This is a genomic window from Acinetobacter sp. P8-3-8 (genome assembly GCF_000214135.1).
Lineage (GTDB): Bacteria > Pseudomonadota > Gammaproteobacteria > Pseudomonadales > Moraxellaceae > Acinetobacter.
The window spans coordinates 1-17,637 of record NZ_AFIE01000025.1 but is presented as its reverse complement, the minus strand read 5'-3'; the positions used below and the strand labels follow the sequence as shown (position 1 = coordinate 17,637).

Genomic DNA, 17,637 nt, shown 5'->3' with positions numbered 1-17,637 from the left:
TATGATTTTACAAGCTATTTAAAATATCAAAAATAGTAACGAAGATTAAATTAAAGACGATATTTTTATTAATTATCTCATTTTTAAGACAATTAATCCTATTTTCTGGACTTAACAGCCTCACAGAATATTCCTATGATTGGTCGTATTCAGTAAATACTTCAACAGATTGACTTAAATGATTTGCTTGAATGATTGACATGAAACTTTTGATTTCAAATCACTTTCTGAGGATAGAAAAATGGGAAAAAAATACGTTCGTTTAGATAAAGACAATGCTGCTGTTTTACTGGTTGACCACCAAACTGGATTACTTTCACTTGTCCGTGATATTGATCCTGATAAATTTAAAAATAACGTACTCGCTGTTGCAGCTGCTGCAAAGTATTTTAATTTACCAACGATTTTAACCACTAGTTTTGAAAATGGCCCAAATGGTCCTTTAGCGCCTGAACTAAAAGAAATGTTTCCTGATGCACCCTTTATTCCACGTCCTGGTCAAATCAATGCATGGGACAATGAAGACTTTGTCAAAGCAGTAAAAGCAACAGGCAAAAAACAATTGATTATTGCTGGTGTAGTCACTGAAGTTTGTGTTGCTTTCCCTGCACTTTCAGCACTCGAAGAGGATTTTGAAGTCTTTGTGATTACAGATGCTTCGGGTACTTTTAATGCTTTAACCCGTGATTCAGCTTTGGATCGTGTTTCAAGCGCAGGTGCTCAATTGATGACATGGTTCGGTATGGCTTGTGAATTACATCGTGATTGGCGTAATGATATTGAAGGTCTAGGTGCACTATTTTCAAACCATATTCCAGACTATCGCAATCTTATCACGAGTTTTAATGCGAATACTTCACAAAAGTAAGTGATTCAATTAGATAAATAATATGCAGATCAGTCAATCAAATCATTGTATTGGCTGATCTTTGCTTTTGCACTATTTCTATTGAATCAATACTGTGCTTTTTCAGTTATGCTATTTTGTAGTGATCTAAATTTAGGATAATGTATGCATTCATTTGACGATTATTATTACTTTTATCTGGTGGTCAAACACGGCGGATTTAGTGCTGCAAGTGAAACCAGTAATATTACAAAATCCAAGCTGAGCCGACGTATTTTAGACTTGGAAAGTAAATTTAATATTCGTCTCATCGAACGATCTACACGTCATTTTAAAGTCACTTCACTCGGACAAGAATTCTATGAAGCCTGTTGTAAGGTGATTGCCGAAGTTGAATGCGCCGAAAATGTATTATTACGTCAAAAAAGTGAACCTCAAGGCTTAATCAAAATCAGTTGCCCGTCGGTGATGATGCATTTCCAAATTCGTAGTTTACTCAATCAATTTTTAAAAACTTATCCTAAAGTTGAGATTGAATTGGAGCTGACCAGCCGTCGTGTTGACCTTATCCATGATGATGTAGATCTTGCTATACGCACCAATTTTCAAGCCAATGAAGATTCTAATTTAATTGTCCGTGATGTAATTAAAACAACGCATTGTTTGGTCGCAAGCCCTACATTATTAAAAAATAAAACTATTGAATATTTCCCAGAATTACATGAATTTCCAAGTATCGTACTGGGTACGCAAAAGCAGCAGTATGCTTGGCATTTGCATCATCTTGGACATAATGAAGAAGTAAATATTCCACTGACACCACGTATTAAAAGTAACGATTTAGCAGGTGTTTATTATGCGGTTAAAGATGGTTTAGGCATTGCCGATTTGCCTTATTTGGCAGTTGAAGAAGATATTAAAAAAGGCGATTTAATCCATATTCTACCCGAATGGTGTTCAAATATGGGGACCGTGCAATTGGTTTATGCCTCTCGTAAAGGGCAACGCTTAGCGATGGAAAAGCTGATTGATACACTTGTAGACGGATTAAGAAACTTAGCCAATCATGGTTCAGGTTATGTCATATAAAATTCAATAGAAATAAAAACCATAAAAAAATCCAGAAGTTAATTCTGGATCTTTTAATAGAATGTTGATGAATTTTAATTAGGAATTAAATTTTCCCAATCAAATCAATAGATGGCGCCAATGTTGCATCACCCTCTTTCCATTTTGCAGGGCAAACTTCACCTGGATGTGCATGTACATATTGTGCAGCTTTTACTTTACGTAGCAGTTCTTGCGCATCACGACCAATACCACCTGCGTTGATTTCAATAATTTGAATTTTCCCTTCAGGGTCAATCACAAAAGTACCTCGATCTGCCAAGCCTTCCGCTTCAATGAGAACGTCAAAATTTTTGGCTAATGTCCACGTTGGGTCACCAATCATTGGATATTGGATTTTTTTGATCTCATCAGAATTGTCATGCCAAGCTTTATGGGTAAAGTGTGTATCGGTAGATACTGAGTAAATTTCGACACCCATTTTTTGAAATTCAGCATAATTGTCTGCAAGATCACCTAACTCTGTTGGGCAAACAAAAGTAAAATCAGCAGGATAGAAAAATACAACTGACCATTTACCAAAGAAGTTCTTTTCAGACACTTCGATAAATTCACCATTTTTATATGCAGTTGCGTTGAATGCTTTAACTTCAGTATTGATCAAACTCATTGGGTATTCCTTCAATTCATTTCAGGGATTGCTTATCTGTGAGATCACTATACGAAACAATTTAATATTGGTAAAACAGTAGTTTTTTATCAATATAATCGAAAAATTAGATTTAATATTTTAATGCAAATTGATCTATTTATCGGAAAACCCTATTTTAAAACCTCTTGACCTGCCTTAACTTGTTCTGTAGATTTTCTTTTTGAATGGATGATTTACATGATGTTTTCAGCACTTTTAGAGCAGTTCCAAAACCTTTCTAGCGGTAGCGATGCTTTCAAACAACTCAAAAATCAGTGTGAAGCGCACATTTTAAGTGCCGATTCTCATTTAGAAAAAAGCTCACTTTTTCTTATTTATGGCTTTGCTAAAAATTATGTTTTGCTTTATGAAGATCAAGGCGTAACAGCTGAATTTTCTGCCTCAGCTAAAGCACAACTTTTAGGCTATATGCAACAACTCAATGATGCGCTTCAATCTGGTGATAAATCACTGGTCCTTGATGCCTTAAATCAAGTAACAGTTGAATATATGCAGAGTTCACGCGTTTTTTAAAGTGTTGATTCAAGGCAATGGCTTCCATCCGAACCAATATATTGGTTTCTATACTGCCAATAATGCAGTGTTTAAAGCTGTAATCCCAGTTGTAGGTTTCAGCTAAGAAATAATTTATAGCAAATAAAAAACCCTTTGTTTCTACAAAGGGTTTGGTTCAGCATTTACCATTTTAATCAATTAAAACGGTAAATCATCATCTAAATCAGCTGGTGCAGCTGCTGGGGTTGGTGCTTGTTGCGGCTTAGGTGATTGGAAACCTTGATTTACATTGTTTCCACCATTGCCATAACCACCTTGGTTGCCTTGATTAGATTGGTTGTAACCGCCTTGACCTTGGTTTCCGCCTTGATTGCCATAACCACCTTGTTGTTGGTTATTGTTGAAACGAGGTTGGTTATAACCACCACCGTCTCCACCTTCAGCACCTTGCTGACGATTATTTGAATCTAACATTTGCATTTGTTCACCACGAATTTCAGTGGTGTAACGCTCTTGACCATTTTGGTCTGTCCATTGACGAGTACGCAAAGAACCTTCGATATAAACTTTCGAACCTTTACGTAAATATTGCTGTGCAATTTCACCTAAACGGTTATGTAATACAATACGGTGCCACTCGGTTTGTTCTTTTCTTTCGCCCGAGTTTTTATCTGTCCAAGATTCACTTGTCGCAATTGAAAACTGCGTTAAAGAGCCCCCATTTGGGAAAGTTTTGGTTTCAGGATCACGACCTAAAGTACCCACTAAAATGACTTTATTTACACCACGCATCAGACGTTATCTTCCTATTCGATTCTATGTTTTACTTTATAAGAGTTATGTTTAAATGGCTACCTCTTTACCCAACAAGTGCGTTAAATGTTGTCGCGCAGCATCATCTATTTGCTGTTTATCGACTTTAATATACGCAACCTCTTGATCAGACATCACCACGACCTCTTCAATACCATGAATTGCCAATAACTGAGAAGTCCAATCATCGGTTTGTTTACCCTCAGGTAATCGCAATACAATCGATGTTAAATAGCGTGGTTGAGCCAGCCCAAAACTAATGAGCAACCAAATTATAGCAAGTGCAGATAAAACACTCCAACCCATTGCAGTATTATTCAGTAAAATTAATTGTCCACCTAAAGTTCCACCAAAAAATGCACCTAAGAATTGCGCACTCGCATTCACACCCATAGCCGTTGCTTTAGATTGAATCGGTGCAGCTTTCGATAACCACGAAGGCAATAAAGCTTCCATCACATTAAATGCGATAAAGAATAAACCGAGTCCTAACAACAAGATATATTTAGATTCATAACCGAAAATTAGAATAATCAAACCCGCAATGATTCCTGCAATGGCCGTGAGGAAAATACTGCGCATTTTGCGATATTTTTCCGCAAGAATGATGCTTGGAAAGGCAAAGAACAAACTGATCAACAATAAAGGTAAATAAACCAAACCATGTTTAGACAGCGGAATCCCTGCAAAGTTAATGAGTTGCGAAGGCACATAGATAAACATTGCTGTGAGCAATAAATGTAATGAAAATACTGAAACATGCAAACGGTTGAGATCACCCATTTTCAAGACTTGTTTAAGCTGATTTAAATAGCCTTGATTATAATTTTTATGATGTCGTGTGGTTTTCGGTACCAGAAATAACATCAAGATAGCCAACAATCCCATGATTGTGGTTACCCAGAATAATCCTGAAATACCCACCAATGTGGTGAGCCAAGGTCCTAAACTAAATGCAACGACAAAGGATAGACCAATACTCATTCCCATCATCGCCATTGCTTTGGTGCGTTGTTCTTCACGTGTCACATCAGCCAATAATGCCATCACAACGGCGGATACAGCGCCTGCGCCTGCAATGGCACGGCCAATAATCACCCCGTAAATCGTTTCAGACATTGCGGCAACTGCGCCACCTAATGCAAAAAGCAATAAACCAAAAATGATCAACGGTTTACGATTAAAACGGTCTGCCCAAAGGCTAAAAGGAATTTGTAGTAAAGCTTGGCTTAAACCGTAGACACCCACTGCTAAACCAATCAATGTTGGCGTAGCATATTGATATGACTGTCCTGCAATCGCAAAGACAGGAATAATCATGAACAAACCCAACATACGTAAAGCAAAAATACTGCTTAATGCAAAAGTCGATCGGCGTTCTAAAGAATTCATCATATCTATGGGCTTATCAAAACTAGCGAGCTATTCATCGCACACATCATCGCATATTGCGACAACTTGTGGAAACATTGCGTATAAAAAAGGGATGCTTTTAAAGCATCCCTTCATTGTAAACGTTTTTCTTAAAAAAGAATTAACGTCGTTGTTCCATTCGTTTGTTATATTGAATCGAAGCAACAATTGCCCATACGATAAATGCAACACCAATCAGACCTGTCACCACTTCTGGGATGTGCAAGCCTGTACCACTTGCAAGCATGATGAATGCTAGCGCACCAATCGCATAATGCGCACCATGTTCAAGGTAGATATACGCATCTAATGTGCCTTTATCAACAAGGTAAATCGTCATTGAACGTACAAACATTGCACCAATTGCAAGTCCAAGCATGATAATGACGACATCGGAAGTAATCGCAAAAGCACCAATCACGCCATCAAAACTAAAAGAGGCATCTAATACTTCAAGGTAAATAAAACCACCAATACCTGCTTTGATGATCCCTGTTGGCGCACCACTTGCATCATGTCCAACGGCATTACCATCTTCATCGACTTCAGGCTCACCACCGAGTAAATGGCTTAGTACTTGTACACCGATATAAATCACAATGCCCCAAATACCTGCCATAGTTACAACTAAGCGTTTTGCCTCATCAACATTGGCAGCCATCGCTAACAATGCAATCAGCGCAAGGAAAACAGACATTGCGGGAACATTGGCTAAGTTTGCTAAACGCTTTTCCAACCATCTAAACCAATGGGTATCTTTACCTTCATCCAAAAAGAAGTTTAAAAATACTAACAATAAGAATGAACCACCAAAAGCTGCAATTTCGGCATGGTGTGCAATCAGTCGTGCTGAATAATCAATTGGATTGTTCAATGCCAGCTTAACCACTTCTAGCATGCCCATGTCCGCAGTTACCGCAACAATAACAATTGGGAAAACCAAACGCATCCCAAATACAGCGATCAAAATACCAATCGTTAAGAAAATCATTTTCCAAAAATGATCCCAGTTACGGAGTACCGATGCATTAACCACAGCATTATCAAAAGAAAGTGAAACTTCCATCACGGCAAGAATAGCTGTAATGGTCAGTGCAGATAGCATCGCTTGTACGCCTGCATTTGGCCCATGCGTAAAGCCCCAATATGCAGAAATTGCTAAACACACAATTGTAAAAAAGATTGAGAAACCAAAATGTTTCATAATGTCACGTGACCTGCGGAGAGTAGGTTTAAATCAGAGAAAACTGAAATAAAAAATTGGATTTTTAATGCGCTTATTATGACGGCTTTTTCACATTAATCCAAAGTTGTTTGTCTTATTTTTATGAAGATAAACTGGAATAATCTAAGATCAATTCACTAAAGCATTATAGAATAATGATCATCTTCATTATTGATTGTCGCTCTTATTCATTGTAGTTCTAATGCGACTTATTCTTTCATCACACTTATTTTTTAAATTTAAAACCTTTGTAGGAAAATGACATGAGCTTCTCTCAAGACGTTTGGCAACGTAACCTTGCCTTATATCAAAAAACTTTAGCCCTGCCGTTTAACCAAGAACTTGCCAACGGTTCATTAAGCCGCGATGCTTTTTGTCATTATGTGATTCAAGATGCACATTATTTGGTGGCTTATGGTCGTGCCCTTGCGGTATGCGGTGCTAAGGCTTATGAAGCGGATGACATTATCCAATTCACTCAAGGCGCTAAAGAAGCCATTGTTGTTGAGCGTAGTTTACATGATGGTTTTATGAAAGATTTTGGCATCAGTAAAACAGATTTTGAAAATACACCGCTCACACTCGCTTGCCATCATTACACCTCTTTTTTAACAGCAACGGCTTGGTCTGAAAGTTATCCTGTTGTTTTAGCGTCGTTATTACCATGTTTCTGGATTTATGCAGAAGTTGGCAAAGACATCACCAGTCAATCAATTGCCAATAATCCATACCAAGCTTGGATTGATACCTATTCAGGTGAAGAGTTTAATGAAGCTGTCCGCAATGTTTTAGTGACGATTGATCGTATTGCTGAATGTTGTGATGCAGATACCCTTGAGAAAATGCATAAGGCTTATACCAAAGGTGCTGAATTGGAATGGTTATTTTGGGATAGCGCTTATCATCAAAGACAATGGTTAGGTTTAGACCAATAGAATAAAGTTCTGAGATTTATGAATTAAGCGTTTTTAATACTTTCCCTTGTAAAACCAATACCTCAACATTTTCAATAGGTAGCAACAGTAATGCTGATCAGTTAAGTCTTTTTTAAATCCTCAATAATTCCCATCTTTCTTAAAGAGGGATTAGAGGAGATTCTTAGATGAGTAACGACTAAATTACGCTTAACTGAACGGCATTAGGTACCAACAGGGTTATACAAGGGATTTAAATGCTCATCTAAGCATCTAATCGGGCCTAAAACACATCATCATTTCTAAGCCATCAATGCTAGCCTTCAATAACACGATAAAGCCAAGGCAAAGCAGTTGCCAAAAGAATACTGACGGCTAAACCCAACATCAATTTCATTGCATCTTTACTGACATTTCGTGAAGTTCGATATTTATTGACTTCATTCAAGTGCATCGCCATCGCAAACTCACGTCCTGCAAGTAAACCTAAGAACACCCAAGTGGTACTCATTGGAATATTACTCATCTCTTTAAACACCAAAAGAATGAGGGCATACATGAAATCAATAATGGTGGCAGAACGTACATCTTGTACCCCAGTTTTGGTGTCAATAATGTTCTGAATTGCACCACCACGTTGGTAAAAAACCACGCCAAGCAGCGTGATAAACACGGTTATAGCAAATAACATGAACCAAAATGGCACCACACGTGGTACATAAACAAAGATGTTAGCCAAATCTTGAATCAGCCATTGGCTCCATAAAAACCCTGTTGCAACCCATTGAATTGCAATCCAAATTCTTGGTGGCGGATGATGGCGTGTTTTACTGAAATAGATGGTGATACTTTTAACGACAAAACGATAGATAATAATTGCGACAACAAAAGCAACCGCATAACCCAACATCGATTTGGTCAGCATTGCACTTAAACTACTCGGTGAGAAGATCGTAAGTACAAGGAACGTGGTACTCACAGGAATACCAAAACGAGTTAAAAACAAAAGAATGAGTGGCGGAACAACATAAAGCCATGTCATGCCTTCTTTTGGAAATGGGATGGTTTCTAAACGTCCATAAGAGGCATCACCGACACCAGACACCCACCAACCATATAACAAAACAACGGTTAAAATCGTACTGGTATAGATCCAGAGAATCCACCATGGGCGGTGTGCATTGGAAGAAATAAATGTTCCCAAAGTTTGAGGAACGTCATTTCCAACAATCGAATAAGCGGCTAGACAAAAGCCGATGATCATTAAAATATCAATGCTCATTGTGCTAAACCTCTTTTTAGATGCATGGTCAGATGCATAGTCAAACGCATAGAAAGCATTCTTTATTTTGATAAATGTCTGCGAGATTATGACACTTTTGTGAATTTGCAAACGTTTAATTTTCCAGATTATGTGGAAAATAAAATATCTAAATTAAAATTTACTTATAAATAATTGAATATATTCATAAATAAAACAACTTTGGTGATGATCCATCATCAAGATTGATTATAGATTTTTTGCGTCTATTTGAGTGACTTTTACACATTCAATTTAGCGTCATCAATCCACTTTAGCACACTGAATAAATACAACATTTTCCTACAGATTTAGCAGAATGAATGTTTTAAAATAATTCTAAAATTTTATATTTAAAAAGATATATGACAGCCACGCCATCGCATCAAAAATTACAGCCCCAATTTTATCTATTGGTGTTTTTAGTTTCGATTGGCTTTTTCATGCAAGGTTTAGACACCACGATTATCAACACGGCGTTGCCTGCGATGGCGAACAGTTTGCATGAAAATCCATTGCGTATGCATGGTGTCGTCATTAGTTATGTGCTTTCAGTCGCTGCCTGTATTCCTTTAAGTGGTTGGTTAGCAGATCGTTTTGGCGTTAGAAATACCTTTTTCACAGCGATTGTTATTTTTACAACAGCTTCTTTAGGTTGTGCCCTTTCCAATAGTTTCAATACATTGATTGCTTTTCGAGTGCTCCAAGGGATTGGCGGTGCATTATTGCTCCCTGTTGGGCGTTTAGCCATGCTCAAACTGATTCCACGTGAACAGTTTTTATCTGCGATGAGTCTAATGAGTTTGGCAGGTTTAATGGGGCCACTTATGGGGCCAACACTGGGTGGATGGCTGGTTGAAGTCGCATCTTGGCACTGGATCTTTCTGATCAATTTACCCATCGGGCTTTTAGGTATGTTACTCACCTTTAAAGCTATGCCAAATGCCACCGAACCTACAGTGAAAAAATTTGATTTAAGTGGTTTTGTTTTACTGGTCATTGCAATGGTTGGAATGGCTTTAGGGATTGAAAATATTGCCAGCCATGAAGTTTCAAAAAGTTTTAGTATTGGCTTATTGGTTGCTGGAATCATTGCAACCTTACTCTATGCCTATCATGCACATACCCATCAAAATGCCTTATTTCGCAGTACATTATTTAAAAATAAAATGTATGCCATTGGCGTTTTAGGCAATTTCTTTGCTCGTTTTGGAAGCAATGCGATTCCTTTTATTTTGCCATTGATGCTACAAATTGCTTTTAAAATGGAACCGTTAATGACGGGGATCATGATGACACCGATGGTTTTAGGGTCATTATTTTCCAAACCCATTATTCGTCCAATTATTTCTCGACTCGGCTATCGCAGATTATTGTTAATCAATACCTTTTTGGTCGGCGCATGTATTGCCAGTTTTGCACTGACCACAGCCGATACGCCAACATGGTTAAGAGCTTTACATTTCTTTATTTTCGGCACATTAAACTCATTGCAATTTGTGACTATGAATACTTTTACCCTCAAAGACTTAGCTCAGCAAGATGCCAGTAGCGGTAACAGCTTTTTGTCAATGATTATGATGCTTTCGATGAGTATTGGTGTCGCATTGGCTGGTGCATTATTAAATGTATTTACCACGTATTTTGGAGAGCAACATATCACTCAGGCCTTCCATACCACCCTCATCTGCTTGGGAACAATCAATATCATCACTGCATTGATTTTCTATCAAATCCCAAAAGATCAGGCAACTTAAAGTTTGTATGTTCTCCGCCTGTGCGCTTCACCATGGTTTTGAGATGCAGATCACGTTAAACTAAGCCCATCCGAATAGATCGAAAATTCATGCCTAAACAATCTGTAAAGCAATCAACAAAACGTACACGCTATGTTTCAGCAGTTGTGATTGCGCTTTTATGTTGTGTTATTAGCATAAGTTTGGCAATTTTCTATAACAACAAGGCTGCTGCGGAAACTTATCCAATCAAAGGTTTTGATGTATCTCACCATCAAGGTGTGATTGATTGGAAAAAAATCTCTCCTCAACAGTATCAATTTGTATATCTAAAAGCCACTGAGGGTGGTGATTATAAAGATGATAAATTTCAAGATTATTGGTTAGAAGCACGTGAACGTGGCATGCATGTCGGCGCATATCATTTCTATCGTTTATGCCGTGATGGCAAAATACAAGCACAGAATTTTATTCAATCTGTTCCCAATAAAACCAATGCTTTGCCACCAGTCATTGACTTGGAATATGACAGCAACTGCATTAATACTTTTACCAAAGAGCAATTATTAAAACAAATTAAAATCATACATGATGACTTACATCACTATTATTCGAAGCAACCCATTTTCTATACATCTAAAAATTTTTATAACATTATTTTAGTCGGTGAATTTAAGGACACACCGATTTGGATTCGTGAATATAAAGAACAACCTGATTTAAAAGATGGTCGTCCGTGGACATTTTGGCAACAAACAAATCAAGGTTCCATTCAAGGGATCACCAAACCAGTCGATTTGAATGTTTTCCATGGTAGCGCAGATGAATGGAAAACCTTTTTAGAAAAAAATCAGGTGATTCAGGCAGAGAAATGAAGCCATATTGTATTTGATGTAAGATTTAAAAATAGTTTATCTGGACACAATCTGTCGCATAAAATTGACCAAACCTAAATAAATAAATTGAAGCAAATCAATATCGGTTAAAATAATCACACAGCAGTTTGGCACTGTAATTTATGAGAAAAATCATTCATATTGATATGGATGCATTCTACGCCTCTGTAGAACTACGTGAGCGTCCCGACTTAAAACATTTACCTGTGGTGGTTTCTTCACATCATCCACGGGCTGTGATTGCTGCTGCCTCTTACCCTGCACGGCAGTTTGGATTACGTTCTGCAATGGCGATGGCTCAAGCGAGGAAACTTTGCCCTCAAGTGGTGGTGATTGAACCCAATTTTGAAAAATATCGCGAAGTATCCCAGCAGATTCATCAAATTTTTCAGCACTATACCTCAACCATTGAACCCCTGTCTTTGGATGAAGCTTTCCTTGATGTCACTGAAAATTTACAGAATATCCCTAGTGCAACTGAAGTTGCCGAATGCATTAGAGCAGATATTTTTAAAACAACAGGTTTAACAGCTTCGGCAGGTGTCGCACCCAATAAGTTTTTGGCAAAAATTGCATCCGATTGGAATAAACCGAATGGGATTTGCATCATTAAACCCAGCCAGGTACAGCATTTTATTCACGATCTGCCATTAAAAAAGATTCCGGGAGTAGGCAAAGTCACTCAAGAGAAATTAAAAAGTTTAAATCTTGAAACTTTGGGTGATTTACAACAAGTGGATGAAAATGTCCTGATTCATCATTTTGGCAAATACGGCAAACAACTTTTTTTATATGCGCAAGGCATTGATGAGCGTCCTGTACAAGCTGAACGACAGCGACAACAAATTTCTAAGGAAATTACCTTCGATGATGATTTAAGTATCACGCAATGTTCGCCATATTGGGATAATTTGATTGAACGTGTTTGGCTCAGTTTGCAAAAAAAGCAAATGCAAGCACGTGGCGTAAACGTCAAATTAAAACTGAAGAATTTCCAAGTTTTACAACATAGTAAAAGCTTTAAACTTGCGTTAAATTCACAACAAGACATGGTACAAGTCATCAAACTTTTACTACAAGAAATGCAGATTCCTGAACATCTTCAATTTCGCTTGATTGGCGTAGGTTTATACCAACTCACAGAACAACAGGATGAAACACAATTGTCTTTATGGTGATTGGCTATATGCAGAGAGGGTCAATTTTTATTTCGAAAATAAAGAACAATTAAAAATAAAATTTTTTGACTAATTTTCAATCAAAAGAACGTGTTTCGGTTAAATATTTACCAACCTTGATTAAAATTAGAGTAATCTATTTGGCGCAATACATTACCCATGCTGTTGCTGAAGATAGCAAAAGTCACCAATACTTTTGCACTGCTGTCCTGTGATTGGCGAGACGATCAAATCCGAATATTACAGGGCGCTTCGAACATTTTCATGGGTCATCCCCAACTTCAAAACATCTGCTTTATTTTTAATATCACGCCAAAATTTTCAATACAATCACAAAGTTCACGGAAACTTCACACAAAATTCATTCGCCTAAAAAACAGAATTTCAGTACACTCAAAATGATTTCACAATATTCAAAGAGCAATGAATAATAAAAAACAGATTCTCTGTGTTGAAGATGATGCCGCAATTCTCATGCCCTTACGCTATGCACTGGAACGTGAAGAATGGCAAGTCACTTGGGCCAATACAGGTACTCAAGCAATTACTTTTGTTCAACAGCAAACTTTTGATTTTATTATTTTAGATGTCGGTTTACCCGATATAAACGGCTTTGATGTGTGTAAAAAAATTCGTCAGTTTAACCATACGCCACTACTATTTTTAACTGCACGAGATGATGAAATTGATCGAATTGTAGGACTGGAAATTGGCGCAGATGATTACTGTACCAAGCCTTTTAGTTCACGTGAAATTGTTTCTCGTATTAAAGCCATTTGGCGCAGAATGGACATACAAAGCCAATTACAAGCTGCTCAAAGCACGATTGAGATACAAGAAATCACTGCAAAAACTTGGCAATGTATGGATGAATCACTGCAAATTCATTATCAAGGCAGTGCCTTACAACTGACTCGTTATGAATACCGCTTATTAAAATTGTTAATCGATCATCCTGAACAAGTCTTTAGTCGTCAACAATTGATGGATCATATTTGGGAACATCCTGAACATAGTTTAGAACGTACTGTCGATACCCATATCAAAAGTTTAAGGCAAAAACTCAAACACATTTCAGCTGAACATGACCCGATCACAACGCATCGTGGTTTTGGTTATAGCCTAAAACGGATGTGATCACACCATGTCGATCTTTATTCGTATTTGGTTTTTCTTTGGCTTAATTATCTTGCTTGGGTTGTGGTTTATGTCCTACACCTTCAACCAACAAGTAAAACCCAATGTGCGCCAAGTCGTTGAAGACACACTCGCTGAAAATGCCAATATTATCGCCATGTTAGTCGCTGAAGATGTCTATGAGAATAAAGTCAGCACCGTACAATTTGATGCAAAAATTCAAAATGCACTGAATCGAAAACTCAATGCCAATATTTGGCAGCATAATAAAAAAGAAATTAACCAACAAATCTATATTACCAATGCAAAAGGCATCGTGATTTATGATTCACAAGGCATTGCTACGGGGCAGAATTATTCTCGGTGGAATGATGTTTATCTAACGCTACAAGGTAAATACGGCGTACGTTCTACTCGCAGTTATGAGGGTGATTCCAATAGCAGCACCATGTTTATTGCTGCGCCAATCTATTATCAAACTGCCCAGAATCGACAACAACTAATAGGTGTGGTGAGTATTGGTAAACCGAATAGTTCTGTGCAACCTTATATTCAACGTGCAGAAGATCAATTACTACGCCAAGCCGCATGGATTACTTTACTGAGTTTATTCCTTGCCAGTTTGGTCGCCTATTGGCTCAAACACAGTATTGACCGTGTTCGAAAATACGCTCAAGCACTTGCTCCAGTGAATCAAACGCCTTATTTTCGTTCAGCCAAGGAACTGAATCAAGTGGCTCAAGCTGTTGAAAATATGCGTGAAAAACTCGAAGATCGTGCCTATGTAGAACATTATGTCAATACTTTAACCCATGAGTTAAAAAGCCCACTTACAGCGATTCAAGCCAGTGCTGAATTGCTCAAAGAAGATTTACCATTGAATGATCAACAACAGTTTGCAGGTCACATTCATACGCAAAGCCAACGCTTAAAAACCTTGATTGATCGCATGCTGTTACTGACACGTTTAGAAAAATCGAAATATCAAATTGAAATTCAAGAATTTAATTTGTCTGAGCTGATACAACAGGATTTAGATCAACATGCCAGTCAAATTCAAGCCAAGAAAATTCAATGTTTATTGGAGGTTGAAGCCGATTGTATGATTCGAGCAGATCGGTTTTGGTTACAACAAACTATTGCCAATCTTTTGGACAATGCTTTAGATTTTTCAGCAGAATCTGCAAAAATTCTGATTCAATTGCATCATCAAACTCAGCAAAAAATTCAATTACAGATCTTTAATGAAGGCGAATGGATTCCTGAATACGCCCTCTCACAAATCTTTGATACTTATTTTTCATTGCCTCGCCCAATTACCCAGCAACGCAGTTCAGGTATTGGTTTAAGCATTGTCAAACAAGTGATTGAACAACATCATGGACAAATTGATATTCAAAATATTCAAGCCCATCGCCTATCTATTATTGAACCGCATCGACAAGGCGTATTGGTGACTATTTTATTGCCGTAACAAGAATTTAAAGCGTAGCTTCTTGTATAAGCTTTTGTTTTTAAAATTTATTGTTTTTATAAATTCTTAGATTAAGATTTAAAATACTTCACCTAAACTTCACCTAAAAATCAAAACCAACTCAAACAAAAACCATCTCACTTTCACATACTTAGTCCTGAAAAAAACAAATCATCAGGAATCATTATGCGCTCTCATTTCCTTAGTCTTAAAATCATTGCGATCATCATACTGGTCGCCATTTTCTGGATCGGCTTATTTTTTATTACCAGCCTTGTTTCAGAACGCCAAGCTTACCAACAAGCATTCCTCAAAGAAATTTCGCAAAATAATATCAGCCCACAAACCATCATCGCACCTTATATACAAGTTCCGTATCAAGAACAGAAAACCTGTTTGGATGAACAGAAAAAATCCTATCCATGCACAGAAGAAAACTGGATGTATATCGGTGCTGATAGCACTCAATGGACATCAAACTTTAATGTTTCAGACGATACCTACAAACGCACAATTTATCGTGCCATCACCTATCAAGCCAATTTAACAGCGAATGGAATCTTTCAAAAAACCCCATTAGAAAATAAAACCTATCTTTGGGATCGTGCAGAAATTATTTTCCCAATCCATGACCCACGTGGTTTAGATCAACAACCCACACTGAAAATACTCAATAAAAATTATGCTTTTGAAATAAATGCTCAAGGTAGTGATGATTCAGGTTTTGATTTTATGCGTATTTCTACAAAGAAATATCCTGAATTAATTGCTGCGATTCAAAATGGCTTTCGCTTTGATTTAACTGCGAATCTAACAGGTTTAAGTAAATTTACCTTAATTCCAACCAGCCGCAGTGTCACTTATCAAGCCAAAGGCAATTGGGCCGATATCAAATACGATGGGCAAAACTTGCCTTATGATAATACCAGCACTCAACAGCAATTCAATGCACAATGGAAAAATATTGCCATAGGTCATCAAAACCTGAACAAATTCATCCGTTGTGAAAGCAATGATTGCACTCGCCAATTCACTCAAGGTAACTATACACAAAGAGCAAGTTATGCTGAAACAGCAGGTTATACACCAATAAATCACGAGAAAGTTGGTCTATCGACTGAGTTTTTAGAGTCCGTAAATGTCTATACCCAAACAGATCGCGCGATTAAATACGGTATTGTGATTATCATCATCACCTTTGGTTGCTTCTTCTTATTCGAAGTGCTGAAAAGCTTGCGAATCCACCCGATTCAATACTCATTGGTGGCAATGGCGCAAGGTATATTCTTTGTCCTATTGCTTTCAATCAGTGAATATTATGCCTTTGCATGGGCATATATCGTAGCGGCGATTGCTTGTATCGGCTTAATGACTTGGTATTTATATTTTGTGATGAAAGGATTTAAAGCAGCCGCTTTGTTTGGCATCATTTTGAGTAGCTTATACACCATTATGTATATGTTATTACAATCTTCCAGCAAAACTTTCTTAATGGGTTCAATTATCGCCTTCGCTGTCCTCGCAGTTGTGATGTTTATTACGCGCCATATTGATTGGTACAGCATTGGGAATAAACCTGAGCGTGAGCTAAGAACCTACACCCCACCTCGATAATCAAAAAACATCTCGCTTGTGAATGGTGCATCACCATTCACAGCCTGCTTAAAACAATCAAGTCAAAATAATATCGAGACCTGTTATGTACACACATATTTCGAAAAATCAGCAGCTAGGACGACTATGCCCAATACAAAGTTCGATTGCTTTTTGTTTAAATCAATTGAGAATGGCACAGATTCATTTTTTAAACTTAGGCAATTTGATTGTCTGTCCTGAATACAATTGCATCTTGATCTTTCAAACCAAGCTTTTGATTCGTATTGATCCACTGGCAAAATCAGCACAAACTTAACCGATTGCAACAAACTAGATTTGCAGAATGACCATGATCACGTAAACTTTACCTAATAATCTGTATTAGAGAAATATGATGGCTGTACAACGTTTGCATGTGTCAAATCGCTTTTCTGAAATTGCTGTTTCAGGTAATTTGGTGCATTTAGCAGGGCAATTGGCTTCTGACTTTGACTTAGATATTAAAGGACAGACGCAACAAACATTCGACATCATTGACCAATTTCTTGCCGATGCTGGCACAGATAAAAGCCATATCTTATCGGTGACGATTTATTTAAAAGACATTGAAAATGACTATGCCGCGTTCAATGAAGTTTGGGATGCTTGGGTTGCAGATATTGATGCATTACCTCGTACTTGTGTCGAAGCAAAACTTTATGATCCACGGGTGTTAGTGGAGCTGACTGTTGTTGCAGTCAAACCTGAGTAAAGCTCAACTTTAGACATTGTAATAATCACTTTCAGTGTTGCAATAAAAAATGCATGTTCGGACATGCATTTTTTATTGGTTG

Annotated in this window: 17 protein-coding genes; 12 read left to right on the top strand and 5 right to left on the bottom strand. The window is 37.5% G+C overall.

The genetic code is table 11. The features are described 5' to 3' along the window. Positions 1-241: 241 nt before the first annotated feature. Both ycaC and GGG_RS0111290 read left to right on the top strand, forming a co-directional pair. A complete protein-coding gene (ycaC, locus tag GGG_RS0111295) occupies positions 242-868 on the top strand; it encodes an isochorismate family cysteine hydrolase YcaC (protein WP_010114971.1) in 627 nt (208 codons plus the stop codon). A gap of 144 nt (positions 869-1,012) precedes the next feature. Beyond that, on the top strand, positions 1,013-1,936 hold the full coding sequence (locus GGG_RS0111290) for a LysR substrate-binding domain-containing protein (RefSeq protein WP_010114970.1): 924 nt from the start codon (positions 1,013-1,015) through the stop codon (positions 1,934-1,936). An 85-nt stretch (positions 1,937-2,021) separates the two neighbouring features. On the opposite strand, the gene ahpC is transcribed toward GGG_RS0111290, so the two are convergent. Next, on the bottom strand, positions 2,022-2,585 hold the full coding sequence (gene ahpC, locus GGG_RS0111285) for an alkyl hydroperoxide reductase subunit C (RefSeq protein ID WP_010114969.1): 564 nt from the start codon (positions 2,583-2,585) through the stop codon (positions 2,022-2,024). 219 nt (positions 2,586-2,804) lie between these two features. On the opposite strand from ahpC, the gene GGG_RS0111280 reads away from it, so the two are divergent. Beyond that, positions 2,805-3,140, top strand: coding sequence for a hypothetical protein (locus GGG_RS0111280; RefSeq protein ID WP_010114968.1), 336 nt, complete (start codon positions 2,805-2,807; stop codon positions 3,138-3,140). Positions 3,141-3,320: 180 nt separating this feature from the next. Here GGG_RS0111280 and ssb read toward each other — a convergent pair whose 3' ends face one another. The 3 genes from ssb to GGG_RS0111265 all read right to left on the bottom strand — a co-directional run bounded on the left by ssb (position 3,321) and on the right by GGG_RS0111265 (position 6,552). Further along, positions 3,321-3,914: a single-stranded DNA-binding protein gene (gene ssb / locus GGG_RS0111275; RefSeq protein ID WP_010114967.1), complete on the bottom strand. Its 594-nt coding sequence runs from the start codon at positions 3,912-3,914 to the stop codon at positions 3,321-3,323. 51 nt (positions 3,915-3,965) lie between these two features. Beyond that, positions 3,966-5,330: an MFS transporter gene (locus GGG_RS0111270; RefSeq protein ID WP_034599407.1), complete on the bottom strand. Its 1,365-nt coding sequence runs from the start codon at positions 5,328-5,330 to the stop codon at positions 3,966-3,968. Between the two features lie 139 nt (positions 5,331-5,469). Next, positions 5,470-6,552, bottom strand: coding sequence for a DUF475 domain-containing protein (locus tag GGG_RS0111265; protein WP_010114964.1), 1,083 nt, complete (start codon positions 6,550-6,552; stop codon positions 5,470-5,472). Between the two features lie 284 nt (positions 6,553-6,836). Between GGG_RS0111265 and tenA the strand changes: the two genes are divergently transcribed. Further along, a complete protein-coding gene (tenA, locus tag GGG_RS0111260; RefSeq protein WP_010114962.1) occupies positions 6,837-7,508 on the top strand; it encodes a thiaminase II in 672 nt (223 codons plus the stop codon). Between the two features lie 295 nt (positions 7,509-7,803). Here the strand turns inward: tenA and GGG_RS0111255 are convergent, their stop codons facing one another. Continuing rightward, positions 7,804-8,769: a hypothetical protein gene (locus GGG_RS0111255; RefSeq protein ID WP_010114960.1), complete on the bottom strand. Its 966-nt coding sequence runs from the start codon at positions 8,767-8,769 to the stop codon at positions 7,804-7,806. 383 nt (positions 8,770-9,152) lie between these two features. Between GGG_RS0111255 and mdtD the strand changes: the two genes are divergently transcribed. The 8 genes from mdtD to GGG_RS0111215 all read left to right on the top strand — a co-directional run bounded on the left by mdtD (position 9,153) and on the right by GGG_RS0111215 (position 17,555). Next, positions 9,153-10,544 carry a multidrug transporter subunit MdtD gene (gene mdtD, locus GGG_RS0111250; RefSeq protein WP_010114959.1) on the top strand — a complete coding sequence of 464 codons (1,392 nt, stop codon included), beginning with the start codon at positions 9,153-9,155 and terminating at the stop codon, positions 10,542-10,544. An 89-nt stretch (positions 10,545-10,633) separates the two neighbouring features. Then, the gene (locus tag GGG_RS0111245; RefSeq protein WP_010114958.1) at positions 10,634-11,398 is read left to right on the top strand and encodes a GH25 family lysozyme; all 765 of its coding nucleotides are present in this window, start codon (positions 10,634-10,636) and stop codon (positions 11,396-11,398) included. Between the two features lie 143 nt (positions 11,399-11,541). Then, a complete protein-coding gene (gene dinB / locus GGG_RS0111240; RefSeq protein ID WP_010114957.1) occupies positions 11,542-12,597 on the top strand; it encodes a DNA polymerase IV in 1,056 nt (351 codons plus the stop codon). Between the two features lie 423 nt (positions 12,598-13,020). Then, positions 13,021-13,734: a two-component system response regulator CreB gene (gene creB / locus GGG_RS0111235; RefSeq protein ID WP_010114956.1), complete on the top strand. Its 714-nt coding sequence runs from the start codon at positions 13,021-13,023 to the stop codon at positions 13,732-13,734. A 7-nt stretch (positions 13,735-13,741) separates the two neighbouring features. After that, positions 13,742-15,208 (top strand): two-component system sensor histidine kinase CreC, encoded by a 1,467-nt coding sequence (gene creC / locus GGG_RS0111230; RefSeq protein ID WP_010114955.1) that lies wholly within the window; start codon positions 13,742-13,744, stop codon positions 15,206-15,208. Positions 15,209-15,394: 186 nt separating this feature from the next. Further along, positions 15,395-16,822: a cell envelope integrity protein CreD gene (gene creD / locus GGG_RS0111225; RefSeq protein WP_010114954.1), complete on the top strand. Its 1,428-nt coding sequence runs from the start codon at positions 15,395-15,397 to the stop codon at positions 16,820-16,822. 85 nt (positions 16,823-16,907) lie between these two features. After that, complete coding sequence (locus GGG_RS0111220; RefSeq protein WP_010114952.1) at positions 16,908-17,120, top strand: hypothetical protein; 213 nt, start codon at positions 16,908-16,910, stop codon at positions 17,118-17,120. A gap of 78 nt (positions 17,121-17,198) precedes the next feature. Beyond that, a complete protein-coding gene (locus GGG_RS0111215; protein ID WP_010114950.1) occupies positions 17,199-17,555 on the top strand; it encodes a RidA family protein in 357 nt (118 codons plus the stop codon). Positions 17,556-17,637 lie beyond the last annotated feature (82 nt).

Excerpts from the sequence above, each read along its gene's own strand:
- ycaC (WP_010114971.1), top strand. The coding sequence starts at position 242 with ATGGGAAAAAAATACGTTCGTTTAGATAAAGACAATGCTGCTGTTTTA.
- GGG_RS0111290 (WP_010114970.1), top strand. The coding sequence starts at position 1,013 with ATGCATTCATTTGACGATTATTATTACTTTTATCTGGTGGTCAAACAC.
- ahpC (WP_010114969.1), bottom strand. The coding sequence starts at position 2,585 with ATGAGTTTGATCAATACTGAAGTTAAAGCATTCAACGCAACTGCATAT.
- GGG_RS0111280 (WP_010114968.1), top strand. The coding sequence starts at position 2,805 with ATGATGTTTTCAGCACTTTTAGAGCAGTTCCAAAACCTTTCTAGCGGT.
- ssb (WP_010114967.1), bottom strand. The coding sequence starts at position 3,914 with ATGCGTGGTGTAAATAAAGTCATTTTAGTGGGTACTTTAGGTCGTGAT.
- GGG_RS0111270 (WP_034599407.1), bottom strand. The coding sequence starts at position 5,330 with ATGATGAATTCTTTAGAACGCCGATCGACTTTTGCATTAAGCAGTATT.
- GGG_RS0111265 (WP_010114964.1), bottom strand. The coding sequence starts at position 6,552 with ATGAAACATTTTGGTTTCTCAATCTTTTTTACAATTGTGTGTTTAGCA.
- tenA (WP_010114962.1), top strand. The coding sequence starts at position 6,837 with ATGAGCTTCTCTCAAGACGTTTGGCAACGTAACCTTGCCTTATATCAA.
- GGG_RS0111255 (WP_010114960.1), bottom strand. The coding sequence starts at position 8,769 with ATGAGCATTGATATTTTAATGATCATCGGCTTTTGTCTAGCCGCTTAT.
- mdtD (WP_010114959.1), top strand. The coding sequence starts at position 9,153 with ATGACAGCCACGCCATCGCATCAAAAATTACAGCCCCAATTTTATCTA.
- GGG_RS0111245 (WP_010114958.1), top strand. The coding sequence starts at position 10,634 with ATGCCTAAACAATCTGTAAAGCAATCAACAAAACGTACACGCTATGTT.
- dinB (WP_010114957.1), top strand. The coding sequence starts at position 11,542 with ATGAGAAAAATCATTCATATTGATATGGATGCATTCTACGCCTCTGTA.
- creB (WP_010114956.1), top strand. The coding sequence starts at position 13,021 with ATGAATAATAAAAAACAGATTCTCTGTGTTGAAGATGATGCCGCAATT.
- creC (WP_010114955.1), top strand. The coding sequence starts at position 13,742 with ATGTCGATCTTTATTCGTATTTGGTTTTTCTTTGGCTTAATTATCTTG.
- creD (WP_010114954.1), top strand. The coding sequence starts at position 15,395 with ATGCGCTCTCATTTCCTTAGTCTTAAAATCATTGCGATCATCATACTG.
- GGG_RS0111220 (WP_010114952.1), top strand. The coding sequence starts at position 16,908 with ATGTACACACATATTTCGAAAAATCAGCAGCTAGGACGACTATGCCCA.
- GGG_RS0111215 (WP_010114950.1), top strand. The coding sequence starts at position 17,199 with ATGGCTGTACAACGTTTGCATGTGTCAAATCGCTTTTCTGAAATTGCT.